The sequence below is a fragment of the Methylobacterium sp. J-072 genome (assembly GCF_022829425.1).
Lineage (GTDB): Bacteria > Pseudomonadota > Alphaproteobacteria > Rhizobiales > Beijerinckiaceae > Methylobacterium.
The window spans coordinates 1-17933 of sequence record NZ_JAKSYK010000085.1; the positions used below are offsets into that span (position 1 = coordinate 1).

Annotated in this window: 16 protein-coding genes; 5 read left to right on the plus strand and 11 right to left on the minus strand. The window is 69.2% G+C overall.

From position 1 onward, the window contains the following. Nucleotides 1-507: 507 nt before the first annotated feature. From MKK67_RS09265 to MKK67_RS09305, 9 genes are all read right to left on the minus strand, one after another. Nucleotides 508-1914, minus strand: coding sequence for an amidase (locus MKK67_RS09265; protein WP_243963598.1), 1407 nt, complete (start codon nucleotides 1912-1914; stop codon nucleotides 508-510). Next, on the minus strand, nucleotides 1907-2830 hold the full coding sequence (locus MKK67_RS09270) for a DUF1028 domain-containing protein (protein ID WP_243963599.1): 924 nt from the start codon (nucleotides 2828-2830) through the stop codon (nucleotides 1907-1909). Before MKK67_RS09270 ends, MKK67_RS09265 begins: the two co-directional genes overlap by 8 nt. 3 nt (nucleotides 2831-2833) lie before the next feature. Continuing rightward, entirely contained in the window at nucleotides 2834-3565 is a 732-nt protein-coding gene (locus tag MKK67_RS09275) for an ABC transporter ATP-binding protein (protein ID WP_243963600.1), read from the minus strand. Next, nucleotides 3558-5363, minus strand: a complete 1806-nt coding sequence (locus tag MKK67_RS09280; RefSeq protein WP_243963602.1) for an ABC transporter permease subunit — start codon at nucleotides 5361-5363, stop codon at nucleotides 3558-3560. The genes MKK67_RS09275 and MKK67_RS09280 overlap by 8 nt, the downstream gene beginning before the upstream one ends. After that, entirely contained in the window at nucleotides 5356-6189 is an 834-nt protein-coding gene (locus MKK67_RS09285) for a branched-chain amino acid ABC transporter permease (protein ID WP_243963605.1), read from the minus strand. The genes MKK67_RS09280 and MKK67_RS09285 overlap by 8 nt, the downstream gene beginning before the upstream one ends. 108 nt (nucleotides 6190-6297) lie before the next feature. Beyond that, entirely contained in the window at nucleotides 6298-7455 is a 1158-nt protein-coding gene (locus tag MKK67_RS09290; RefSeq protein WP_243963607.1) for a substrate-binding protein, read from the minus strand. A 41-nt stretch (nucleotides 7456-7496) separates the two neighbouring features. Continuing rightward, nucleotides 7497-8342 carry a nitrilase family protein gene (locus MKK67_RS09295; protein WP_243963609.1) on the minus strand — a complete coding sequence of 282 codons (846 nt, stop codon included), beginning with the start codon at nucleotides 8340-8342 and terminating at the stop codon, nucleotides 7497-7499. Nucleotides 8343-8513: 171 nt separating this feature from the next. Next, on the minus strand, nucleotides 8514-9140 hold the full coding sequence (locus MKK67_RS09300; RefSeq protein WP_243963610.1) for an ANTAR domain-containing response regulator: 627 nt from the start codon (nucleotides 9138-9140) through the stop codon (nucleotides 8514-8516). Next, nucleotides 9137-10291, minus strand: coding sequence for a transporter substrate-binding domain-containing protein (locus tag MKK67_RS09305; RefSeq protein ID WP_243963611.1), 1155 nt, complete (start codon nucleotides 10289-10291; stop codon nucleotides 9137-9139). The genes MKK67_RS09300 and MKK67_RS09305 overlap by 4 nt, the downstream gene beginning before the upstream one ends. Nucleotides 10292-10752: 461 nt before the next feature. On the opposite strand from MKK67_RS09305, the gene MKK67_RS09310 reads away from it, so the two are divergent. The 3 genes from MKK67_RS09310 (at nucleotide 10753) to MKK67_RS09320 (ending at nucleotide 11993) form a co-directional block, all read left to right on the plus strand. After that, nucleotides 10753-11106: a DUF3095 family protein gene (locus MKK67_RS09310; protein WP_313899009.1), complete on the plus strand. Its 354-nt coding sequence runs from the start codon at nucleotides 10753-10755 to the stop codon at nucleotides 11104-11106. A 65-nt stretch (nucleotides 11107-11171) separates the two neighbouring features. Further along, a complete protein-coding gene (locus MKK67_RS09315) occupies nucleotides 11172-11309 on the plus strand; it encodes a hypothetical protein (RefSeq protein WP_243963613.1) in 138 nt (45 codons plus the stop codon). A gap of 411 nt (nucleotides 11310-11720) precedes the next feature. Next, a complete protein-coding gene (locus tag MKK67_RS09320) occupies nucleotides 11721-11993 on the plus strand; it encodes a TetR/AcrR family transcriptional regulator C-terminal domain-containing protein (RefSeq protein WP_243963629.1) in 273 nt (90 codons plus the stop codon). A 230-nt stretch (nucleotides 11994-12223) separates the two neighbouring features. Here the strand turns inward: MKK67_RS09320 and MKK67_RS09325 are convergent, their stop codons facing one another. Both MKK67_RS09325 and MKK67_RS09330 read right to left on the minus strand, forming a co-directional pair. Next, nucleotides 12224-13024, minus strand: coding sequence for a dienelactone hydrolase family protein (locus MKK67_RS09325; RefSeq protein ID WP_243963614.1), 801 nt, complete (start codon nucleotides 13022-13024; stop codon nucleotides 12224-12226). Between the two features lie 11 nt (nucleotides 13025-13035). Next, nucleotides 13036-13740: an SRPBCC family protein gene (locus MKK67_RS09330; protein WP_243963615.1), complete on the minus strand. Its 705-nt coding sequence runs from the start codon at nucleotides 13738-13740 to the stop codon at nucleotides 13036-13038. Nucleotides 13741-14445: 705 nt separating this feature from the next. Between MKK67_RS09330 and MKK67_RS09335 the strand changes: the two genes are divergently transcribed. Beyond that, the gene (locus tag MKK67_RS09335) at nucleotides 14446-17136 is read left to right on the plus strand and encodes an excinuclease ABC subunit A (protein ID WP_409568383.1); all 2691 of its coding nucleotides are present in this window, start codon (nucleotides 14446-14448) and stop codon (nucleotides 17134-17136) included. A gap of 102 nt (nucleotides 17137-17238) precedes the next feature. After that, a complete protein-coding gene (locus MKK67_RS09340) occupies nucleotides 17239-17922 on the plus strand; it encodes a type 1 glutamine amidotransferase domain-containing protein (RefSeq protein WP_243963616.1) in 684 nt (227 codons plus the stop codon). Nucleotides 17923-17933 lie beyond the last annotated feature (11 nt).

The following is a 17933-nucleotide window of genomic DNA, read 5'->3' on the forward strand; positions in this document are numbered from 1 at the left end:
GTCCAGCGTCAGATCATCGACGTGAACACCGTCCGGGACCGACGGCATTGACGGGTTGGAGATCGGCATCGTGCTGCCCTCGGGCCACAACGCTGATCAACGCCTGAGCCACCCGCCAGCACCGAAAGTGCGGATGAACCACACTTCGACGCCGATCCACACACAGGCCGCGTAGACCTCTCCGCCATAGCGCCGCATTCGCATAAGGGCACGCTACGGAACCAGGCGCACCGTGATCGTCCGTGGACCCGTGCAACCCAGTGTGAGCCCTGGGAAGGTCCGCTTCCGGGCTAACGACAGGCACGGGCCTACGACTGGGTTGGGTGGTTTTCGGTCTATCTGCTTTCAAGAAGCCAACAGACAGAAGCAGACGTCCGCAACTCGATGGCAATCCGCTGCCCTGCCCCAAACGGTCATTCATAACCGCCGCACAGATTATCCAAACCGGACGTGTCACTCTCGAATGTTGGAAAGCAAAAACACGCTGTGTGCCTCAGGGGGCCTCTGCTACGGTTCGCTCGCGAGTGGCGGGATATGGCGCCACCAATCGTGCGCTTGCTCGTACTGGTTCGCGAACCGGAGCAGCATATCCTCGGCGAAGGGCCGAGCGGCGATTTGCAGGCTGATCGGTAGGCCGCGCCGGTCGAAGCCGCAGGGCAGCGCGATGGCGGGCAGCCCCGTCAGATTGAATGGGTAGGTGAGGCGCCAGGACGCCGCGAGGACGCTCTCCTGCCGCCCCGCAAGCGCGACGGTCGCCTCGTCGGTCCGCCACGCGGTCAGCGGCGAGGTGGGGGTGACGATCACGTCCGCGTCGTCCAGCGCGGCGGCCATCTCGGCCATGATCAGCCCCCGGGCCTGCTCGGCCCGTAGGTAATCCGGACCGGTCACGAACCGACCCATCTCGACGAGGTCGCGGACGTCCTCAGCGAAGCCGGCCACGTGGCCCTGCGCGAGGCTGCGATCGTGGTAGGCCGTGGAGGAGGCCAACTCGATGGCGTAGATGGCACCGAGCCCGTAACGCAGGGCGGGCACCGTGACGTCCCGGACCGTACAGCCCTGCCCGGCGAAGAAGCGGATCGCCTCCTCGACCGCCGCAGCAACGTCCGCATCGACCGCCTCGAAGAAGTGGTTGCGGATCACCGCCACCCGCAATCCACGGACCGGCTCGCCGAGCGCGGCGGTGTAGTCCGGCACGGGGGCGGAGGCGGCAGCCGGGTCGGCCGGATCGGGGCCGGCCAGGATCTGGAGCAGGAGCGCCGCGTCGGCCACCGTCAGGGTCAGCGGCCCTGCATGGTCGAGGGACCAGGAATGTGGGACGATCCCCGAGCGGCCGATCCGCCCATAGGTCGGCTTGAGGCCCACGACGCCGCAGAGGGCCGCCGGGATCCGGATGGAGCCGCCCGTATCCGAGCCGAGCGCGGCCGGACACAGCCGGGCTGCCACCGCCGCCCCCGAGCCGCCGCTGGATCCGCCGGGCACCCGCGCGAGGTCCCAGGGGTTGCGCGTCGGCGGCGTGACCATGCCCCAGGCGAATTCGTGCATGCGCAGCTTGCCGAGGATCACGGCGCCGGCCGCCCGCAGCTTCGCGACGCAATGGCTGTCCTGCCGCGGGAAGGTCAGGGCCTCGACCGAGGTGCCCGCCCGGGTCGGCAGGTCGGCGGTCGTGTAATTGTCCTTGATGCCGATCGGGATGCCGTGGAGCGGCCCCCGCGGCCCCGTCCGGGCGATCTCCCCGTCCGCCGCGCGGGCCGCGTCGAGGGCGGCCGGCGACAGGCACACGAAGCTCTGGAGGTCGCCGTCGAGGCGCCCGATCCGGTCGAGGTAAGCGCCGACGAGCGCGACGCTCGACAGCTCCCGCGCCGCGATCCGCCGGGCGAGCTCCGTGATCGGCAGGGACCAGATGGCGTCAGTCATGGGGCACCCGGCGATAGGGCAGGCTCGGGTCGAAGACGACCGGGGGATGGACCGCCGCGAGGTCGAGGTCGCGCAGGGTGCGGATCTCGGCCAGGACCGGCGCGAACTGCGCATGCAGGTGCGCGACCCGTGCGACCGCTTCCGGGGGCAGGCCGACGATGTCGTGCAGCGGATTTATCGCGCCTGCCGCGGCCGCGCCGGGCCGCTCCGTAGGTGACCGGAGCAGCATCGCGGCCACATCCTCCGGCAGCGCGCCAACCGGACCGTCCTTCCGCGGCATTCCAGCCACGAAGGGCACAAGCTGCTGTCGGGCAACGGCGAGGACCCGGCGCAGTTCGGCGATGGGGGCGGCATGCTCGTCGACGCGCAGGTCGAGGTGCGGATAATCCTCGTGGGCGACGATCTTCAGCGCCGCCGATTGCTTGCCGCGCCGATCGCCGCCGGCGTCGTCGCCGGCCTCAAGGGCGCGCATCAGCCGTTCGTCGAGGTCGCAGCCGGCGCTGTTCTCGAAGGCATGGGCCATGGCGTCGATCACACCGGGAGCGGCCAGCATATTGCCCTGTACGGCAAAGCCAGTTCCGGTGCGGTGTCCGGCCTGTGCCGTGCAGCCGGCGCCGGTCCAGGCAGCGGCGGCGCCGGCTGCATCCACAAGCCCGATCTGGCGCAGGTCCGACCGATCGTCGGTCTCGAGCGCGGCAGCTAGGGCGGCGTCCGACGGCTGCCCCCCGGCGAGCCCATCGAGGATGCGCAGGGCGAGGTAGGGGTTCACCCAGGATTGGGTCGTGACGGCCCCGATCCCCGCCCGGATGTACGGGCAAAGGCCGCCCACAGCAGGCACGGCGCTCGCTACCGCGACGCCGAGCTGCCCAGTCCGGGAACAATGGGCGGCGATGGAGAAGGTGTTGAGTTCCATCATGCCTCACACCGCGAGATGGTCGATGACGCGGGCTTGCGCATCCGGGGCCTTGGCCGAGCCGCTGTCGACGATCTCACCGAGCTTGAGCACGGCGTAACGGTCGGCGACGCCGAGGGCGAAGGCGACATGCTGCTCCACCACCAGCATGGACAGGCCTGTTGCACGCTCCGCCAGGAGCACATTGCGCAGGCGCTCGACCATCGAGGGCTGCACGCCCTCGGAGATCTCGTCGATCAGGAGGAGGCGCGGGCGCAGCATCAGGGCGCGGCCGAGGATCAGCATCTTCTGCTCGCCCCCGGAGAGCGTGCCGGCACGCTGGGCGAGCCGGTCCTTCAGGAACGGGAAATGGCCGAACAGACGCTCCAGCGCCTCGGGCAGCTGGCGATCGGACGGCACCGCGAGGCGCAGGTTGTCGCGGATCGACAGGTCCTGGAACAGCGGCTGCTCCTGGGGCGCGTAGCCGACGCCGAGCGCCACGAGCTTGGCGGGGGACAGCCCGGAGAGCGCCTGGCCGCCGATGGTGATCCTGCCGCCCCGCAGGGTCACCATCCCGAGGATGGTCTTGAGCAGGGTGGTCTTGCCCATGCCGTTCTTGCCGAGAAGGGCGACGATCTCGCCCACTCCGACCCCCAGGGACACGTCCTTCACGATTGAGACAGCGCCGTAGCCGCTCGACACGGCATCGAGCGTGAGCGCGGGCTCCGTCGGTTCGGCCCGTTGCGCTGCCTCAGCCATGGGCGCCTCCCGAATAGATGGTCCGAACCAGCTCGGAGCCAACGACCTCGTCCACCGTGCCGTCGAGGACCAGTCGGCCCTGATGCAGCACCACGATCCGGGAGGAGATCTCCCGCACGAAGTCGAGATCGTGCTCGACCAGCACGGCGGCGATCCGGCGCCCGGTCGTCAGCGTCTTGAGGACGGTCCCGATGGTGGTGCGCTCGGCCTTGGTGAGCCCGGCGGTGGGCTCGTCGAGCAGGATCAGCCGCGGCTCCAGCGCCACCACCATAGCGAGTTCGAGCGCCTGTTTCTGGCCGTGAGACAGGAGGCGCGCGGGCCGGGTCAGCAGGCGGTCGAGGCCGGTCATCCGTAGGACGTCGAGGGCCGCCTGCGGCAGGCCGAGCTTCGGGTCTTGGCCGACCGGGTTCAGCCCGTCATGGGGCGCCCGGGCGAGCCGCAGGCAATCGGCCACCGACAGGCTCTCGAACACGCTCGCCACCTGGAACTTGCGCCCGACCCCGAGCCCGACGATCCGGTTCGGCGTCAGTCCGGTCGTGGACGTGCCGCCGATGGCGATCACGCCGGTAAAGGGCTCGGTGCCGTCGCTGAGGCAGCGCATCAGCGTGGTCTTGCCGGCGCCGTTGGGTCCGACCAGGCTGACGAGCTCGCCCGCCCGGATCTCCAGGTCGATGGCCTCGAGTACGGTGAGGCTGCCATAGGCCTTGGCGAGGCCGTCGACCTTCAGGATCGGGGCATCCGTCGCCACCGCGGACGCTTCGGCCTCCTGCAGCACCAGGGCGGGGGCGGCGCGCTCCGCCCGGCCGACCGGCAGCGCCTGCCACAGCCGGCCGACGAGGTCGGCGAGCCCGCCCGGCAGCAGGATGATGATCGCCACGAAGGCCGTCCCCAGCAGGAGCTGCCAGAGGAAGGGCAGGTCGCCCGAGAGGTTGGCCGCGAGGTAGTCGATGGCGATCGTGCCCAGCACCGGGCCGAGCAGGGTGCCGCGGCCGCCGAGCGCCACCCAGATCACCAACTCGGTGCCGAACAGGAAGCCGGCATTCTCCGGAGCGACCACGCCGGAGGCGTTGGCGAACAGGAAGCCCGCAAGCCCGGCCACGGCGGCGAGCGCTGCGGTCAGGCGGATCTGCAGGCGCCGGGGGTTGAGGCCGAGATAGGCGCAGCGCACCTCGTTGTCCCGCAGGGCCACGAGGGCCCGTCCGGCATCCGACCGGACCAGGATCCAGGCTGCCAGCGTCACGGCGATCAGGACCAGGGCCGCGAGGCGGAAATAGCCCTCGCTCTCGAAGGGCAGCACATCGAACCCAACGAGGCCGCTGCTGGAGCCGGTCCATTCCCCGCCCGAATAGATGAGCTGCACGACGACGATCGGGACGACCAGCGAGATCACCGAGGCGTAGAGGGGCGTCGAGCGGTGATAGAAGGACAGCCAGCCGACCGCGAGCCCGAGCAGGGCCGGCGCGACCAGCGCCGCCGCGATGGCCGCGGCGATCCCCAGCGGCGTCGCCCCGTAGGCGGTGAGGATCATCGCGGTGGCGTAGGCGCCGATGCCGAAGAACGCCGCCTGCCCGAAGGTCAGGATCCCCGCGAAGCCCCAGAGCAGGTCCACCGTGACGGCCAGCACCGCGTAGATCATCGAGCGGGTCAGGACGTTGACCGCGAAGGTGTCGAGGAAGAGCGGCGCGATCCAGAGAGCCAGCGCCGCCAGGGCCGCGGCCACGAAGGGCGCGGCGCGGGACAGGCGGCGTCCGCGGGGCGCCGCGGCGGCGCGCTCGGCGACGGGAAGGGTCTCAAGCACGGGAGAAACCTTTCGGGCTGATCCGCAGCACGAGAGCCGCGAGCACCGCGACGGCGATGCTGCCCAGGATCGGGCTGATGAAGGTGCTGATCAGGACCTGCGCGGCTCCGAAGACGAGGCAGGCAGCCGCCAGGGCCAGGAAGGACGCATCGGCCACCATCACCAGCATGAAGGCGCCGATCAGCCAGCTCACCCCCATGTTGGGATCGACGCTGGTCAGCGGCGTCAGGAGGACGCCGGCCAGCGCCGCCAGGCCCGCGCCGATCATGAACACGACGAGGCGCACCCGCCCGGTATCGATGCCGAGGCTGCGCGCCAGGGTCTCGTTCATGATCACCGCCCGGGCCGACAGGCCGAGCCGCGTCCGCTCGATGGTGAGTGCGAACAGGATCCCGATGCCGAGGGCGATGCCGAGGGCCACGAGCCGGTAGGCGGAGTACTCGACGCCGAGGACAGCGACGGTGCCCGCGTAGAGGTTCGGGGTGAGCTGGACGTCGCGGCCGAAGGCCAGGGTGATGAGCTGGCCGAGCACGATCCCGAGCCCCCACGTGGCCAGGATCGCGTCCAGCGGCCTGCGGTAGAGGGGGCGGATGATGAAATGCTCCGCCAGGCCGCCGAGGGCCGCGCCAACAACGAAGGCCAGTGGCAGCGCCGCCCAGGGGTTGAGCCCGAGCCGGGCCGTCACCACGGCGCAGTAGGCGCCGACCGTCAGCCACGCCCCGTGGGCGAAGTTGATGATCTTCAGGACCCCGAAGATCGCGAGCAGGCCGATCGACACCACGAACAGGATCGCGGCGGTGGTCAGGATGTCCAAGGTAAGCAGCATCGGGGCTTCCGGATGAGCCGGCGTCTTCACGCGGCGTGGACGGACCGGCCCGACGGCCGATCACGTACGCTCCCTCCCCGGCGGAGGGGGAGGGAGAGGTGCATCACGTCACGGCAGCTTCGGGCACTGCTCGCCGGGATCGACATCCTTGAAGGTGCCCGCGACCTTCACCGAGCCGTCCGCCTGGATCTGGCCGAGATACATGGTCAGGGGTGCGTGGTGCTGCTTGTTCATCTGGATGGTGCCGCGCGGCCCGGTCACGCTCACGGTGGGCAGCGCCTCGATCACCTTGGCGGTTTCGGTGCCGCCCGCCTTCTCGACGGCGGCCTTGTAGAGGTAGATCGCCTCGTATTGAGGCACCGAGAGATCGTTGGGCGTCCGCAGCTCGGTGCCGAACTTCTTCTTCATGGCGGCCAGGAAAGTCTTGTTCTCCGGGCTGTCGATCCCGGTCACGTAGGAGGCCGAGAGGTAGACGCCCTCGGCGTCGGCGCCCATGCTCTTGGCGGTGCCCTCGTCCAGGGCGAGGTTGGCGAAGGGCAGCGACACGCCGGCGCCGCGTAGCTGCTTGGTGAGCGTGACGTTCGGCGCGCCGCCGGCCGTGGAGGTGATCAGCGCGTCGGGCTTGGCCTCCTTCAGCTTGGAGATGATCGCGGTCCAGTCGCTGCCGTCCATCGGCAGGTATTCCTCGCCCACCACCTTGCCGCCGGTCTTCTCGGCGTAGGTCTTGCCGAAGCCGAGCATGCCGCGGCCGAAGGCGTAGTCGCTGCCGATGAGGAAGTAGGTCTTGGCGCCCTTGGCCTTGAAGGCATCCACCACCGGCGGAACCTGCTGCTCCGGCACCCAGGCATCCACGAACATGTTCTTGTTGCAGGAATGCCCCTCGTAGAACGAGGTGTAGATGTACGGCACGCGGCCCTTGGTGACGGCGGGCAGGCCGGCGTTGCGGGCCGCGCTGGTCTCCATGGAGATCAGGACGTCGACCTTCTTCTGGTAGATCAGCCCGTCGAAGGCCTTCTGGGCGCCGGCCGCGCCGGAGGCGTCGTCGGCCACCTCCAGGGCGAGCTTGCGGCCGAGGATGCCGCCCTTGGCGTTGATCTCCTCGACGGCGAGCTCGGCCGACTGCACCACCGAGGGGGCGACGACGCTGTTGGCGCCAGACAGGCCGATCGGGATTCCGATGACGATCGGCTTGCCGTCGGCGGCCTGGGCAGCCGCGGCCGCGAAGACGAGTGCGGCGGCAGTGCCGACGAGAGAACGTGTCACCATGAACGGGCTCCTTGGGAAGACGACGATGATGCGGGGAGGGATCAGCCGTAGATGTCGGTCCGGCGATCGCGCAGGAGGGAGTTGAAGGTGTTCAGGTCCTTGCGGCTGGCCTCGTCGAGATCGACCACGGCCGAGAGGGTCTCGGTCCGGTCGCGGCTCGCCGGGCCGGCCAGCGGCCAGCCCTTGGGCCCGATGATCAGGCTCTGCCCCTCGAAGGGCTGGCCGCGCTCGACGCCGACCCGGTCGGCGCAGGCGATGAAGATGCCGTTCGTGTGGGCGGCAGCGCGGTGCAGGGTGTTGGCCATGGCAGCCTCGCCCGCGGGCTGGTCGGGCATCGGCACCCAGTTGGTCGGGATGCAGACGATCTCGGCGCCTCCGAGGGCGAGCTGCCGGAAGGTCTCGGGGAACCAGCCGTCGTAGCAGATCGCGACCCCGATCTTGCCCAGCGCCGTCTCGAAGATCGGGAAGCCAAGATCTCCCTTGGCGAAGAACACGTTCTCCCGGTCCCAGAGATGCGCCTTCCGGTAGGTGCCGATGTAGCCCTGTGGCCCGACGATCACGGCGGCGTTGTAGAGGGCCCCGTCCGCGCGCTCGGCGATGCCGGCCACGATGTGCACGCCGAGCTCCGCCGCGAGCGCCGCCCAGGCTCGAGTCGTCGACCCGTCCGGCACCGGCTCGGCCAGGGAGGCCGCCTCGGCCTCGGATTCGAACACGTAGCCGGTGCTGGCGAGCTCCGGCAGGACGATCAGCCCGCTGCCCTCCGCCGCGGCGGTGCGGATGAGGTCGGACGCGCGGGCGATATTGGCGGCCACAGCGCCGAAATGGGGCTCGAACTGGATGCAGGACACCCGCAACGGCGGGCGTGCGGGATCACTCGCTTGAATCATGCTGACTCCAAAACGCAAAAAGCCCCTGGGCGCGGACGTCATCCGCGGACCAGAGGCTCCAAAGCCGAGATGTGATGCAGCACTGCTGCTGCGGGGCAACCCTGCCCGATAAGACTACGATACGCGCCTGAAGACGGTCTGCAAGGCGATAATTGCAGCACGTTGCTGCAGTCAGGTCTTTTCCGCCAATGCGATGCGCAGACCGAGGCCGCTCATCGCCTCGTAGGCCGAGACGACGCTCTCGGCCACGCTCGCCATCGGCACACGGGACGCGGTGGCGCGGTCCCGGAGCATCTTGTAGGCGGCCTCCTCGTCGATCCGGTTGAGTTCCACCAGCAAACGAACCGCCTTCTCGACGGTGCGCCGGCCCTTCATAGTCTCCTCCAGCCGGTTGATCTTGCTGATCAGACGGCCCTCGTAGCCGCGCCGGTAGCGGGCCAGGGCGAACTGGGTGAGCACGCCGCGCGGGTGGAGCGGCTTGTTGAGCACGCCGTGGGCGTTGACGTCGGCGATCGCCTTCAGGGACGTCGGGCTCTCGTAGGCGACGATGGCGATGACGGCGGGCTCGATCTCCTCGATCGACGGCACGAGGTGCATCACCTGCGCGTCGTCGAGCTGTATGAACAGCGTGTCGATATCCTGCGGCAGTGCGGCCGGCGGCGGCCAGACGAGGGAGACCGCGCAGCCGAGGCGACGGAGCTGCTCCAGGAGCGCGGCGCCCTCCTCGTCGCTCGGGTGGATGACCAGGGCGCGGGCCCGTCTCAAGTCGTCTAGGATCTTGCGGGCGGGCGCCGTCACGCGGCCATCCCCTCGTCCAGCCAGTTCGTCTCGAACCGGGACCAAGCGAGATACGGATCGGGTCGCACCGGCCGGCGCGCCCGCCAGACCACGTCGAACTGCCCGTCGGCGCGGGCGACCCCGATGCCGGGGGTGAGCCAGACGTGCCGCGTCTCGCCATCGAAGGCGAGCTCGCCCTCCGGGGCCGCGAGGCGCTGCCGCAGGGCCGCCGCCCCGAGCCGGCCGGCGTCGAGGGTGCCGGATTCCGCCAGCGCACGGGCGAAGAGATGCACCTGCGCGTAGGCGGTCTCAGACCACATGCTGGTCGGGCGCTCGGATCCGAACCGGGCCTGGAAGGCCGCCACGAAGCGCCGGTTCTCCTCGCCCGCGAGGGCCGCGAAATACGAGGCCGCCAGGACATGGCTGCTGCACAGGTCCGGGCCGATCGCCCGGATCTGCCCCTCCGCCAGAGTCAGGCTCGCGATCGGGCAGCGCCTGCGGTCGATCCCGGACTCGGCGTAGGCCCGGTAGAGCCGCTCGGCGCCGCGCCCGACCACGGTGGAGAACACCGCGTCCGGGGCCGCCTGGCGGATCTCGGCGACCATCGCGGCATGGGCCGCGTCATCGGCGTCGAGGGGCGCGTAGCATTCGCCGACGATGGTGCCGCCCTTGGCCTCGATGAGATCGCGCATCACCCGGTTCGACTCGCGCGGATAGATGTAGTCGGACCCGATCAGGAAGATCCGCGGGCCATGCTCCTGCAAGAGGTAGTCCGCCAGCGCGAAGACGTTCTGGTTGAGGGTCGCTCCGGTGTAGATGATGTTCTCCGAGTACTCGAAGCCCTCGTAGATCGACGGATACCAGAGCAGGCCGTTGTGCCGCTCGACGGTGGACAGCACCGACTTGCGGCTGGCCGAGAGCGAGCATCCGAACACGACCTCGGCTCCGTCCTCGGCGAGCATCCGGCGGGCATAGGACCGATAGGCGTCGTTGTCGCCGGCCGGATCATAGCAGATCGGTTCGATCGCCCGCCCGAGCACGCCGCCGGCGGTGTTGATCTCCTCGATCGCCAGGGCGGTGCCGAGGAAGTGCTCGGTTTCCGTGATGCCGCTGACCCCGCTGCGGGAGAACAGGACGCCGACCCGCCACGTCGCTTCGTCCTTGCCTGCCATGGCATCCCCACCAATGCTGAAGATTCGCCCGCCGGGCGGTCGTGCGCACCCCGTCCTATCGCAGTCGCGACAGCCTGGGAAACCAAGGCGCCAGGGCGACGGCGCGAGTGCATGAATGGATTGCCTTAACCGCCGCTCATCGTACGTGAAGCACCGACTCCGAGGGGCCCCCGCTCGCACTTACAGGGGCGATGAATCTCTCTTCGGGACCGTCTCCACTCGCAGATTGCCCGCGAACGTCCACCCTAGCCGACGGCCGGCCCGGAAACTACAATGCCGCTTTCAGCCAGTTTCAGTCGTACAAAGCTGCTTGCTTAATGTCTGCTTCCGGGCAGCGCCTCGGGGAGCCTGAACGACTGGGTTGGGTCGGTTGCGGAACGTCCGCTTCCGGATGGAGGGTCGCAGTCGGATTGCGATCCTGGGACGGATCGTTCGCATAACGATCGATTCCGGAATACCTGATCTATCGCACAGGCTTGCGGGTAGGAGCGTTCGATCCCGCGGTGCTTCGGCACGAGATCGTCGGGAACACGGACTTCCGCAAATACGACGATGCGCTGCGGATGACACTGGACTGCACCGAGGTCTTCGCGGACCAGCTGGAGGCGCAGCTCGCCGCTGCAGAGGCGCAGGGGATCTGCCATTTCGGCCTGGAACGGCAATTGGCTGCGCAGTTGACCTGCATCAGCCCGCCGGTGCCCGGCAGCGGGCACATGCACTTCATCGATGGCGCTGGCGGAGGCTACGCCGCGGCCGCCGCCAGGCTGAAGGGTCGGGCGGCAAGCGTCGGGGCCGTGGTGCCGAGCAACCCGTGAGGGGGCTGTGAAGCGTGGCTGCTGCCGGATGAAGCGCGGGCGCTCGGGACGACCTGCCTCGAGCGGTGTTCAAGATCACTGTGCAGCACCGCATCAGCGAGCGTTTGGCCGATGGCGGGACCTTCGCGGTCGGCGCCAGCCTGATCCGTGCCGATGCCTGCGAGCGGCGACCGGCCGAAGGCGCGAAAATCTTCACCGTGTAGGAGCTTTTCCGGCCCGGGATCTTTGCTGATGGGATGTCCGCTTCGGGGCTTTCTCGAAACGGGCTGAATGACCGGGATGGGCGCATAGCCGAACGACCGGTTTTGAACCCATCGGCGATCCAGCATGGCGCAGTCTGGCTGATTGCGGTCTGTCCGCTCCGGGGCAAGGCTGCCGGGAAAGCAAACGATCTCCTACCGACCCGATCTCGCCGTTCAGACCATCCCACTGCCTGCCGAGTAAGGAGATGTTGGATCAGGGCCACGCGTCATCTTTCGCCGCCGTACAGGTTCCGCCCGAAGAGCGCGAGCATTGCGCTCCAGCCACGCTCTGCGGCGGCATGATCGTAGACCGGAAAGTCCGGCATCATCCAACCATGCGCGGCCCGATACGTTTGCGATGCCGCCCAGGCCATACAGTTCCCCAACCTCGCCAGGCTCGCGTACGAGGAGGGCTGGCTCCGCGGCGTCAGGGCTGTCGGTCGCCTCCTCGTGGTCATGGCCGAGCAGGGACAAATCGCGATCGACGACCCGGAGATCACCGCCGACCTGTTCCTGAACCTCGTTTTAGGACGCAGTTCGAAGCAGGCGCTGTACGGCATCGAGGTGGATGTGGAGGTCCAGGAGAAGCGCCGCCGCGCGGCCGTCGCCCTCTTCCTTGCCGGCGTCCGTCCCAGTCCTGCTTGAAGAGCGCGACCGCTATCTTGTTTTAGGCGGCGGATCGCCGTGCTGCCCCTCGAGCCGCCTGCAACCGGCCATTCCCGGCTTTTGCACAGGGTCGAGACCGGGCACGAAGACAACGGCCGCTTCTATTCATTGCCGAGCCAAAGCGGACAGGCGGCTATCCGCTCGACCTCGCCGATCAGGCTATTTCTGGGTCCGCCCGTGAGCGGACGCCGGATCAGTGCCGTGCGTCATCACTCGCCGCCGTGTAGAGTCCGGCCGAAGAGCGCGAGCATTTCGCCCCAGCCACGCTCTGCGGCGGCGTGATCGTAAACTGGAAAATCCGGCATCATCCAACCGTGCGCGGCGGGATAAGTTTGTGTCGTATAGCGCACGTTGGCCTCCGTCAGAGATCGCTGCAGCCGCTCGGCCATCGCAGGCGGGTAGCTGACGTCGTTCTCCGCCACGCCAATGTAGACCTCCGCCTTCAGCTTCGGCGCGAACAGGTGGGGGCTCGTGGGCGCATCGTTCGCGAGATTGCCCCCGTGAAAGCTTGCGGCCGCCTCGAACCGCTCGGGGTAGGTTCCCGCTGTAGCCAGGGCCATGCCGCCGCCCATGCAGAAGCCCACCACCCCAACCTTGCGACCTCTGACGTCGTCACGCGTGTCGAGGTACCCGTAGATGCCGGCGGTCGGATAGCCGAGCAGCGGCTCCTGGAGTTCCGGCTTAGGGTGCGTGCAGTCGCAGAGTGAGAAAAGTTTTTCTTGGCAATACCAGCATTCACCGCAGGCGATGAACGAGGGGACGACGACCCGGTCGCCTTTCTTCACCCGCCGCACCGCTGGCCCGACCTCGACGACCTCGCCCATGAACTCGTGGCCAATGACGTCACCGGCCTTCATGGTCGGGATGTAGCCGTCGATGAAATGCAGGTCCGAGCCGCATGTGGTCGACAATTTGACCCTCAAGATGGCGTCGCGCGGGTTGACGATCTCGGGGTCCTTGACGGTTCCGACGCGCAGGTCGTTGACGCCGTTCCAGTAAAGCGCGCGCATGATCAGGCTCCTCAGCGGGGGTCGCGCCGGGCCGCCGGCTGACGATCGGTGGTGGGGATCTCGCCTGTCAGGACAAGGCTCTTGAAGTTGTGCAGCGCTTTCGACGCGAGCTCCTTCGGCACGACGCCATCGAAGAAGCGAGCGGCCACGTCGCCGAGCATGCCCCCGGGCGGATCGAAGCGGACGTGCAACGTGGCGATCGTGCAGCGACCGCCCGGCGCCGCGCGGAAGCGGATCTCGCATTCGGTCACGAGGCCGCCGCCGTCCGAGCTTGCGCGGATCAACTCGCCGGGCCGCTCGTCAATGATCTGCATGACCCAGGCCTGGCTCTGGCCGAGGGGGCCGTCGGCGCGCCACGCACTCCGTCCCTCTCCGGTCGGACGAATATCGGCCAGGAACGCCAGGATGCGCGGGAGGGTCGCCGGATCGCGCCAAGCCCGATAGAGTTCGTCGGCGGGACGCTCGATGGGGATGGAATATTGAACCTCGGGCTCATCGCTCCAGCCGTTTGCCGCGTCGGTCTCCCGCGTCCGCCCGCGATGCGCCGGATCGAGCCGCTGGGCGCCCAGGACGGCAAGGGCCGCCACGCCGGCTGCCCCGGCCAGCGCCCATCCGACGCCACTGAAGCCGGACCCGGCATGCGCACGCGAGCCCGTTGAAACGCGATCAGGCTCCGTTCGGTCGCGCATTCTGCCGTTGCCGTATCGATCAGCCATGGGGCCCCCTGGATCGGATTGCTGCGACGGGTCGGCCCGCGTAAGGGTCAGGCAACGCGTTCGGATGCGGCGCGACCGGCTCTGAACGGTCCGACCGTTGCGCACTTGGACAACATGGGCTGGAGCAGGATAGTTTGATGCGGGGTTTCCCTAAGGAAGGTCCCGTTGTTGGCGCGCGTCCATGTGCCGCCGATGTCATCCGCTCGATAACTCACGCGTCGCGGAGCGGTCTGGCGGCGAGGACCATCGCTCCAGCTCGACAGCCAGCCCTTTCGCGGTGTTTGACGCAGACCTGTCCGACTCAACCCGTCATCGCGAGCGCAGCGACGCGACCCAGGGCAGCGCGACATCGGTCGGCGTGGCGCAGCCCTGGATTGCTTCGCTGCGCTCGCAAGGACGGCGTGGCGCTCATTGCGCCAAACTCCAGGCGGCGGCTGCGGCGATGTCCTGAGGGCTTGCCCGTCCGGCATGTCACGTAGGACGGATCCGGGTACCACGCCGGACAGGCGACACTATCTCGACTCGCCTTGAGCCGGAGGCGTTCGACAAGGCCCAGGAGATAACGCAGCGGTGGCTGGCATCCGAGAGCAGAACGCTTCCTCGGAGCGATCCACCAGAGAGCCGCTCTCGCGCTCCTGAACCTCTCGTCGGCGCGGCAACGTTCCGTGACCTGCGGGAGCGGACGCATCGAGGAAAAGGGATTTCATGGACCAGCCGAAGCCGAGAGACCTCGTCGGGATGACTCGATCGGGCGCGGGACGGCCAGGCTACGTCACGGTGAAGGGCGCCCGGGAGCACAACCTGCGCGACGTTGACGTGGAGCTGCCGCGCGACGCCCTCGTGGTGTTCACCGGGGTCTCCGGCTCCGGAAAATCCTCGCTCGCCTTCGGTACGCTCTACGCGGAAGCCCAAAGGCGTTATTTCGAATCGGTCGCCCCCTACGCGCGGCGGATGATCGACCAAGTCGGCGTACCCGATGTCGACGCAATCGAGGGCCTACCCCCGGCTGTCGCCCTCCAGCAGCAGCGCGGCACCCCCAGCGCCCGATCCTCGGTCGGCAGCGTCACCACCCTGTCGAGCCTCGTGCGGATGATGTACTCGCGCGCCGGCACCTACCCGCCGGGCCAGCCGATGCTCTACGCGGAGGACTTTTCGCCCAACACGCCCCAGGGCGCCTGCCCATCCTGTGGCGGGCTCGGGCGGATCTACCGGGCCACGGAAGCCTCCATGGTGCCCGACCCGTCGCTGACGATCCGCGAGCGCGCCGTCGCGGCCTGGCCGCAAGCCTGGGGCGGGCAGAACCTGCGGGACATCCTGGTGAGCCGGGGGGTCGATGTCGACACGCCCTGGAAGGACCTGCCGCGGGCGCTCCGGGACTGGATCCTGTTCACCGACGACCAGCCGCAGGAGCCCGTCTATGCCGGGTTCTCCCCGGAGCAGACGCGGCGCGCCCGCCAGCGCCGCCTGGAGCCGAGCTACATGGGCACCTTCACCAGCGCCCGCCGCCACGTGCTCGGCACCTTCACCAAGTCGCAGAGTGCGCTCATGCGCCGACGGGCGGCGCGCTACCTTGTCAGCGAGGATTGCCCCGCCTGCCACGGCAAGCGTTTGAAGCCCGAGGCGCTCTCGGTCACCTTCGCGGGCCTCGATATCGGTGACCTGTCGCGCATGCCGCTCGCCGACCTCGCCGCGGTGATGCAGCCCGTCGCCGAGAACCGGCTGCCCGATGACGACAGTGCCGCGAGCGCCGATCCCGGGACGCTCGACCGCGAAGCGGGCCGGCGGGATCGGGCGCGGCGTGCCGCCTCTGGGGCGTCGGCCCACGCGGGTGCGCCGGACGTGCGCGCGACCCCGAACCTCTCCATCGAGAAGCGGCTCGCCGCCCAGCGCCTCGCCGCCGATCTCATCGACCGGATCGGGACGCTCACGGAGCTGGGCCTCGGCTACCTGTCGCTGGACCGGGTCACCACGACCCTGTCGTCGGGCGAGTTGCAGCGCCTGCGCCTCGCCACCCAGCTCCGCTCGCAGCTCTTCGGCGTCGCCTACGTGCTCGATGAGCCCACGGCGGGGCTGCACCCAGCCGACGGCGATGCCATGCACGAAGCACTTGTTGGGCTGCTCGCCTCGGGCAATTCGCTGTTCGTCGTCGAGCACGACATCGGCACGATGCGCCGCGCCGACTGGCTGGTCGATGTCGGCCCAGCGGCGGGCGAGCACGGGGGCACCGTGCTCTACAGCGGCCCGCCGGAGGGCCTGCGCGCGGTGGAGGCGTCGCGCACGCGCCTGCACCTGTTCGGGCTCGCCGAGCCGCCGCGGCGTCCGCAGCGTGAGCCCGCGGGATGGCTGCGCTTGGAGGGGATCGTCCGCAACAACCTGCGCGGCGTCTCGGCCTCCTTCCCGCTGGGATGTCTCACCGCCGTTACGGGCATCTCGGGCTCCGGCAAGTCAAGCCTCGTCAGCCAGGCCCTGTTGGAGCTCGTCGGCGACCGTCTCGGCCGGCCCGTCGACACCGACGACGAGCCGGAGGATCCCCTCGACGATGCGCCGGGCCCGACGGAGGGGCGCATCGTCGGCGGCCTGGACGGGGTCCGGCGTCTGGTCCAGGTCGATCAGAAGCCGATCGGGCGCACGCCCCGCTCGAACCTCGCGACCTACACAGGCCTGTTCGACGGCGTCCGCAAGCTGTTCGCCGCCACGCCCGAGGCACGCCGGCGCCGCTACGATGCCGGCCGATTTTCCTTCAACGTCGCGAAGGGCCGCTGCCCGGCCTGCGAGGGCGAGGGTTTCGTCAGCGTCGAACTCCTGTTCATGCCGAGCGTCTACGCCCCCTGCCCAACCTGCCACGGGTCGCGCTACGCGCCGGAGACGCTGGCGGTCACCTGGAACGGGCTGACCATCGCGGACGTGCTCGGGCTGACTGTCGAGCGCGCCTGCGCGGCCTTCGCGGACGAGCCCTCCGTGCTGCGGCCGCTCCTCGTGCTGCGGGATCTCGGCCTCGGCTACCTGCGCCTGGGCCAGCCGGCGACCGAACTCTCCGGCGGGGAGGCGCAGCGCATCAAGCTCGCGACCGAGTTGCAGAGGGGGCAGCGCGGGGGCACGCTCTACGTCCTCGACGAGCCGACGACCGGGCTGCACCCGACCGACGTGGATCGCCTCATGCTCCAGCTGAATGGCTTGGTCGATGCGGGCAACACAGTCGTCGTGGTCGAACACGACATGCGCGTCGTCGCGGGGGCCGATCACGTCATCGATGTGGGGCCGGGCGCCGGAAGCCTGGGCGGCACGATCGTGGCGGCCGACCGTCCCGAGGTGGTGGCCCGGGCGCGGGCGAGCCGCACGGCACCCTACCTGCGGGAGGAGCTTGAGGCCCACGCCAATGGGGGCTGGCAACCCTGACATGCCTGATGGACCGTCGACCCGAAGCCTGCGCTCGATCAGCAGCGGAAGACGGTGACGGCAGCCAGAACGACAGACCCAGACCAGCCCCGGAGAATGACCATGAAGATCCTGATGGTGCTGACCTCGCACGACCGGCTCGGCGACACCGGCCGCAAGACCGGCTTCTGGCTGGAGGAACTCGCCGCCCCCTACTACGTGTTCAGGGATGCCGGTGCGGAGGTGGTCCTCGCCTCGCCGAAGGGTGGGCGTCCGCCGCTCGATCCCAAGAGCAGCGAGCCGGACTTCCAGACCGACCTGACCCGACGCTTCGAGGCGGACCCTGAGGCCAACGCCGTCCTGTCGAACACGGGCCGGCTTGACGGCGTCACCCACGAGGGCTTCGACGCGGTGTTCTATCCCGGCGGCCATGGCCCCCTATGGGACCTCGCCGAGGACCCCGCCTCGATCCGGCTGATCGAGACGACGCTCCGGGCTGGCAAGCCTGTCGCCCTGGTCTGCCACGCCCCCGGCGTGCTGCGGCATGCCAAGGCGCCCGACGGCACGCCGCTCGTCGCGGGCAAGGCCGTCACTGGCTTCACGAACACCGAAGAGGAGGCCGTGGGCCTGACCGCGGTGGTCCCCTTCCTGGTCGAGGACGAACTCAAGCGGAACGGCGGCCTGTTCTCCAACGCCGGCGACTGGGAGCCGTACGTGGTCGGGGACGGGCTGCTGATCACCGGCCAGAACCCGGCCTCATCCAGGCCGGCGGCCGAGCGCCTCAGAGCGTCTCTCGACGATCGATGACCGGAGGGGCG

Bases quoted from the DNA above. Each gene is read 5' to 3' on its own strand.
- MKK67_RS09325 (WP_243963614.1), bottom strand. From the start codon at position 13,024: ATGCGCGCGCTTTACTGGAACGGCGTCAACGACCTGCGCGTCGGAACC.
- MKK67_RS09330 (WP_243963615.1), bottom strand. From the start codon at position 13,740: ATGGCTGATCGATACGGCAACGGCAGAATGCGCGACCGAACGGAGCCT.
- MKK67_RS09295 (WP_243963609.1), bottom strand. From the start codon at position 8,342: ATGATTCAAGCGAGTGATCCCGCACGCCCGCCGTTGCGGGTGTCCTGC.
- MKK67_RS09290 (WP_243963607.1), bottom strand. From the start codon at position 7,455: ATGGTGACACGTTCTCTCGTCGGCACTGCCGCCGCACTCGTCTTCGCG.
- MKK67_RS09335 (WP_409568383.1), top strand. From the start codon at position 14,446: ATGGACCAGCCGAAGCCGAGAGACCTCGTCGGGATGACTCGATCGGGC.
- MKK67_RS09285 (WP_243963605.1), bottom strand. From the start codon at position 6,189: ATGCTGCTTACCTTGGACATCCTGACCACCGCCGCGATCCTGTTCGTG.
- MKK67_RS09305 (WP_243963611.1), bottom strand. From the start codon at position 10,291: ATGGCAGGCAAGGACGAAGCGACGTGGCGGGTCGGCGTCCTGTTCTCC.
- MKK67_RS09265 (WP_243963598.1), bottom strand. From the start codon at position 1,914: ATGACTGACGCCATCTGGTCCCTGCCGATCACGGAGCTCGCCCGGCGG.
- MKK67_RS09270 (WP_243963599.1), bottom strand. From the start codon at position 2,830: ATGATGGAACTCAACACCTTCTCCATCGCCGCCCATTGTTCCCGGACT.
- MKK67_RS09275 (WP_243963600.1), bottom strand. From the start codon at position 3,565: ATGGCTGAGGCAGCGCAACGGGCCGAACCGACGGAGCCCGCGCTCACG.
- MKK67_RS09340 (WP_243963616.1), top strand. From the start codon at position 17,239: ATGAAGATCCTGATGGTGCTGACCTCGCACGACCGGCTCGGCGACACC.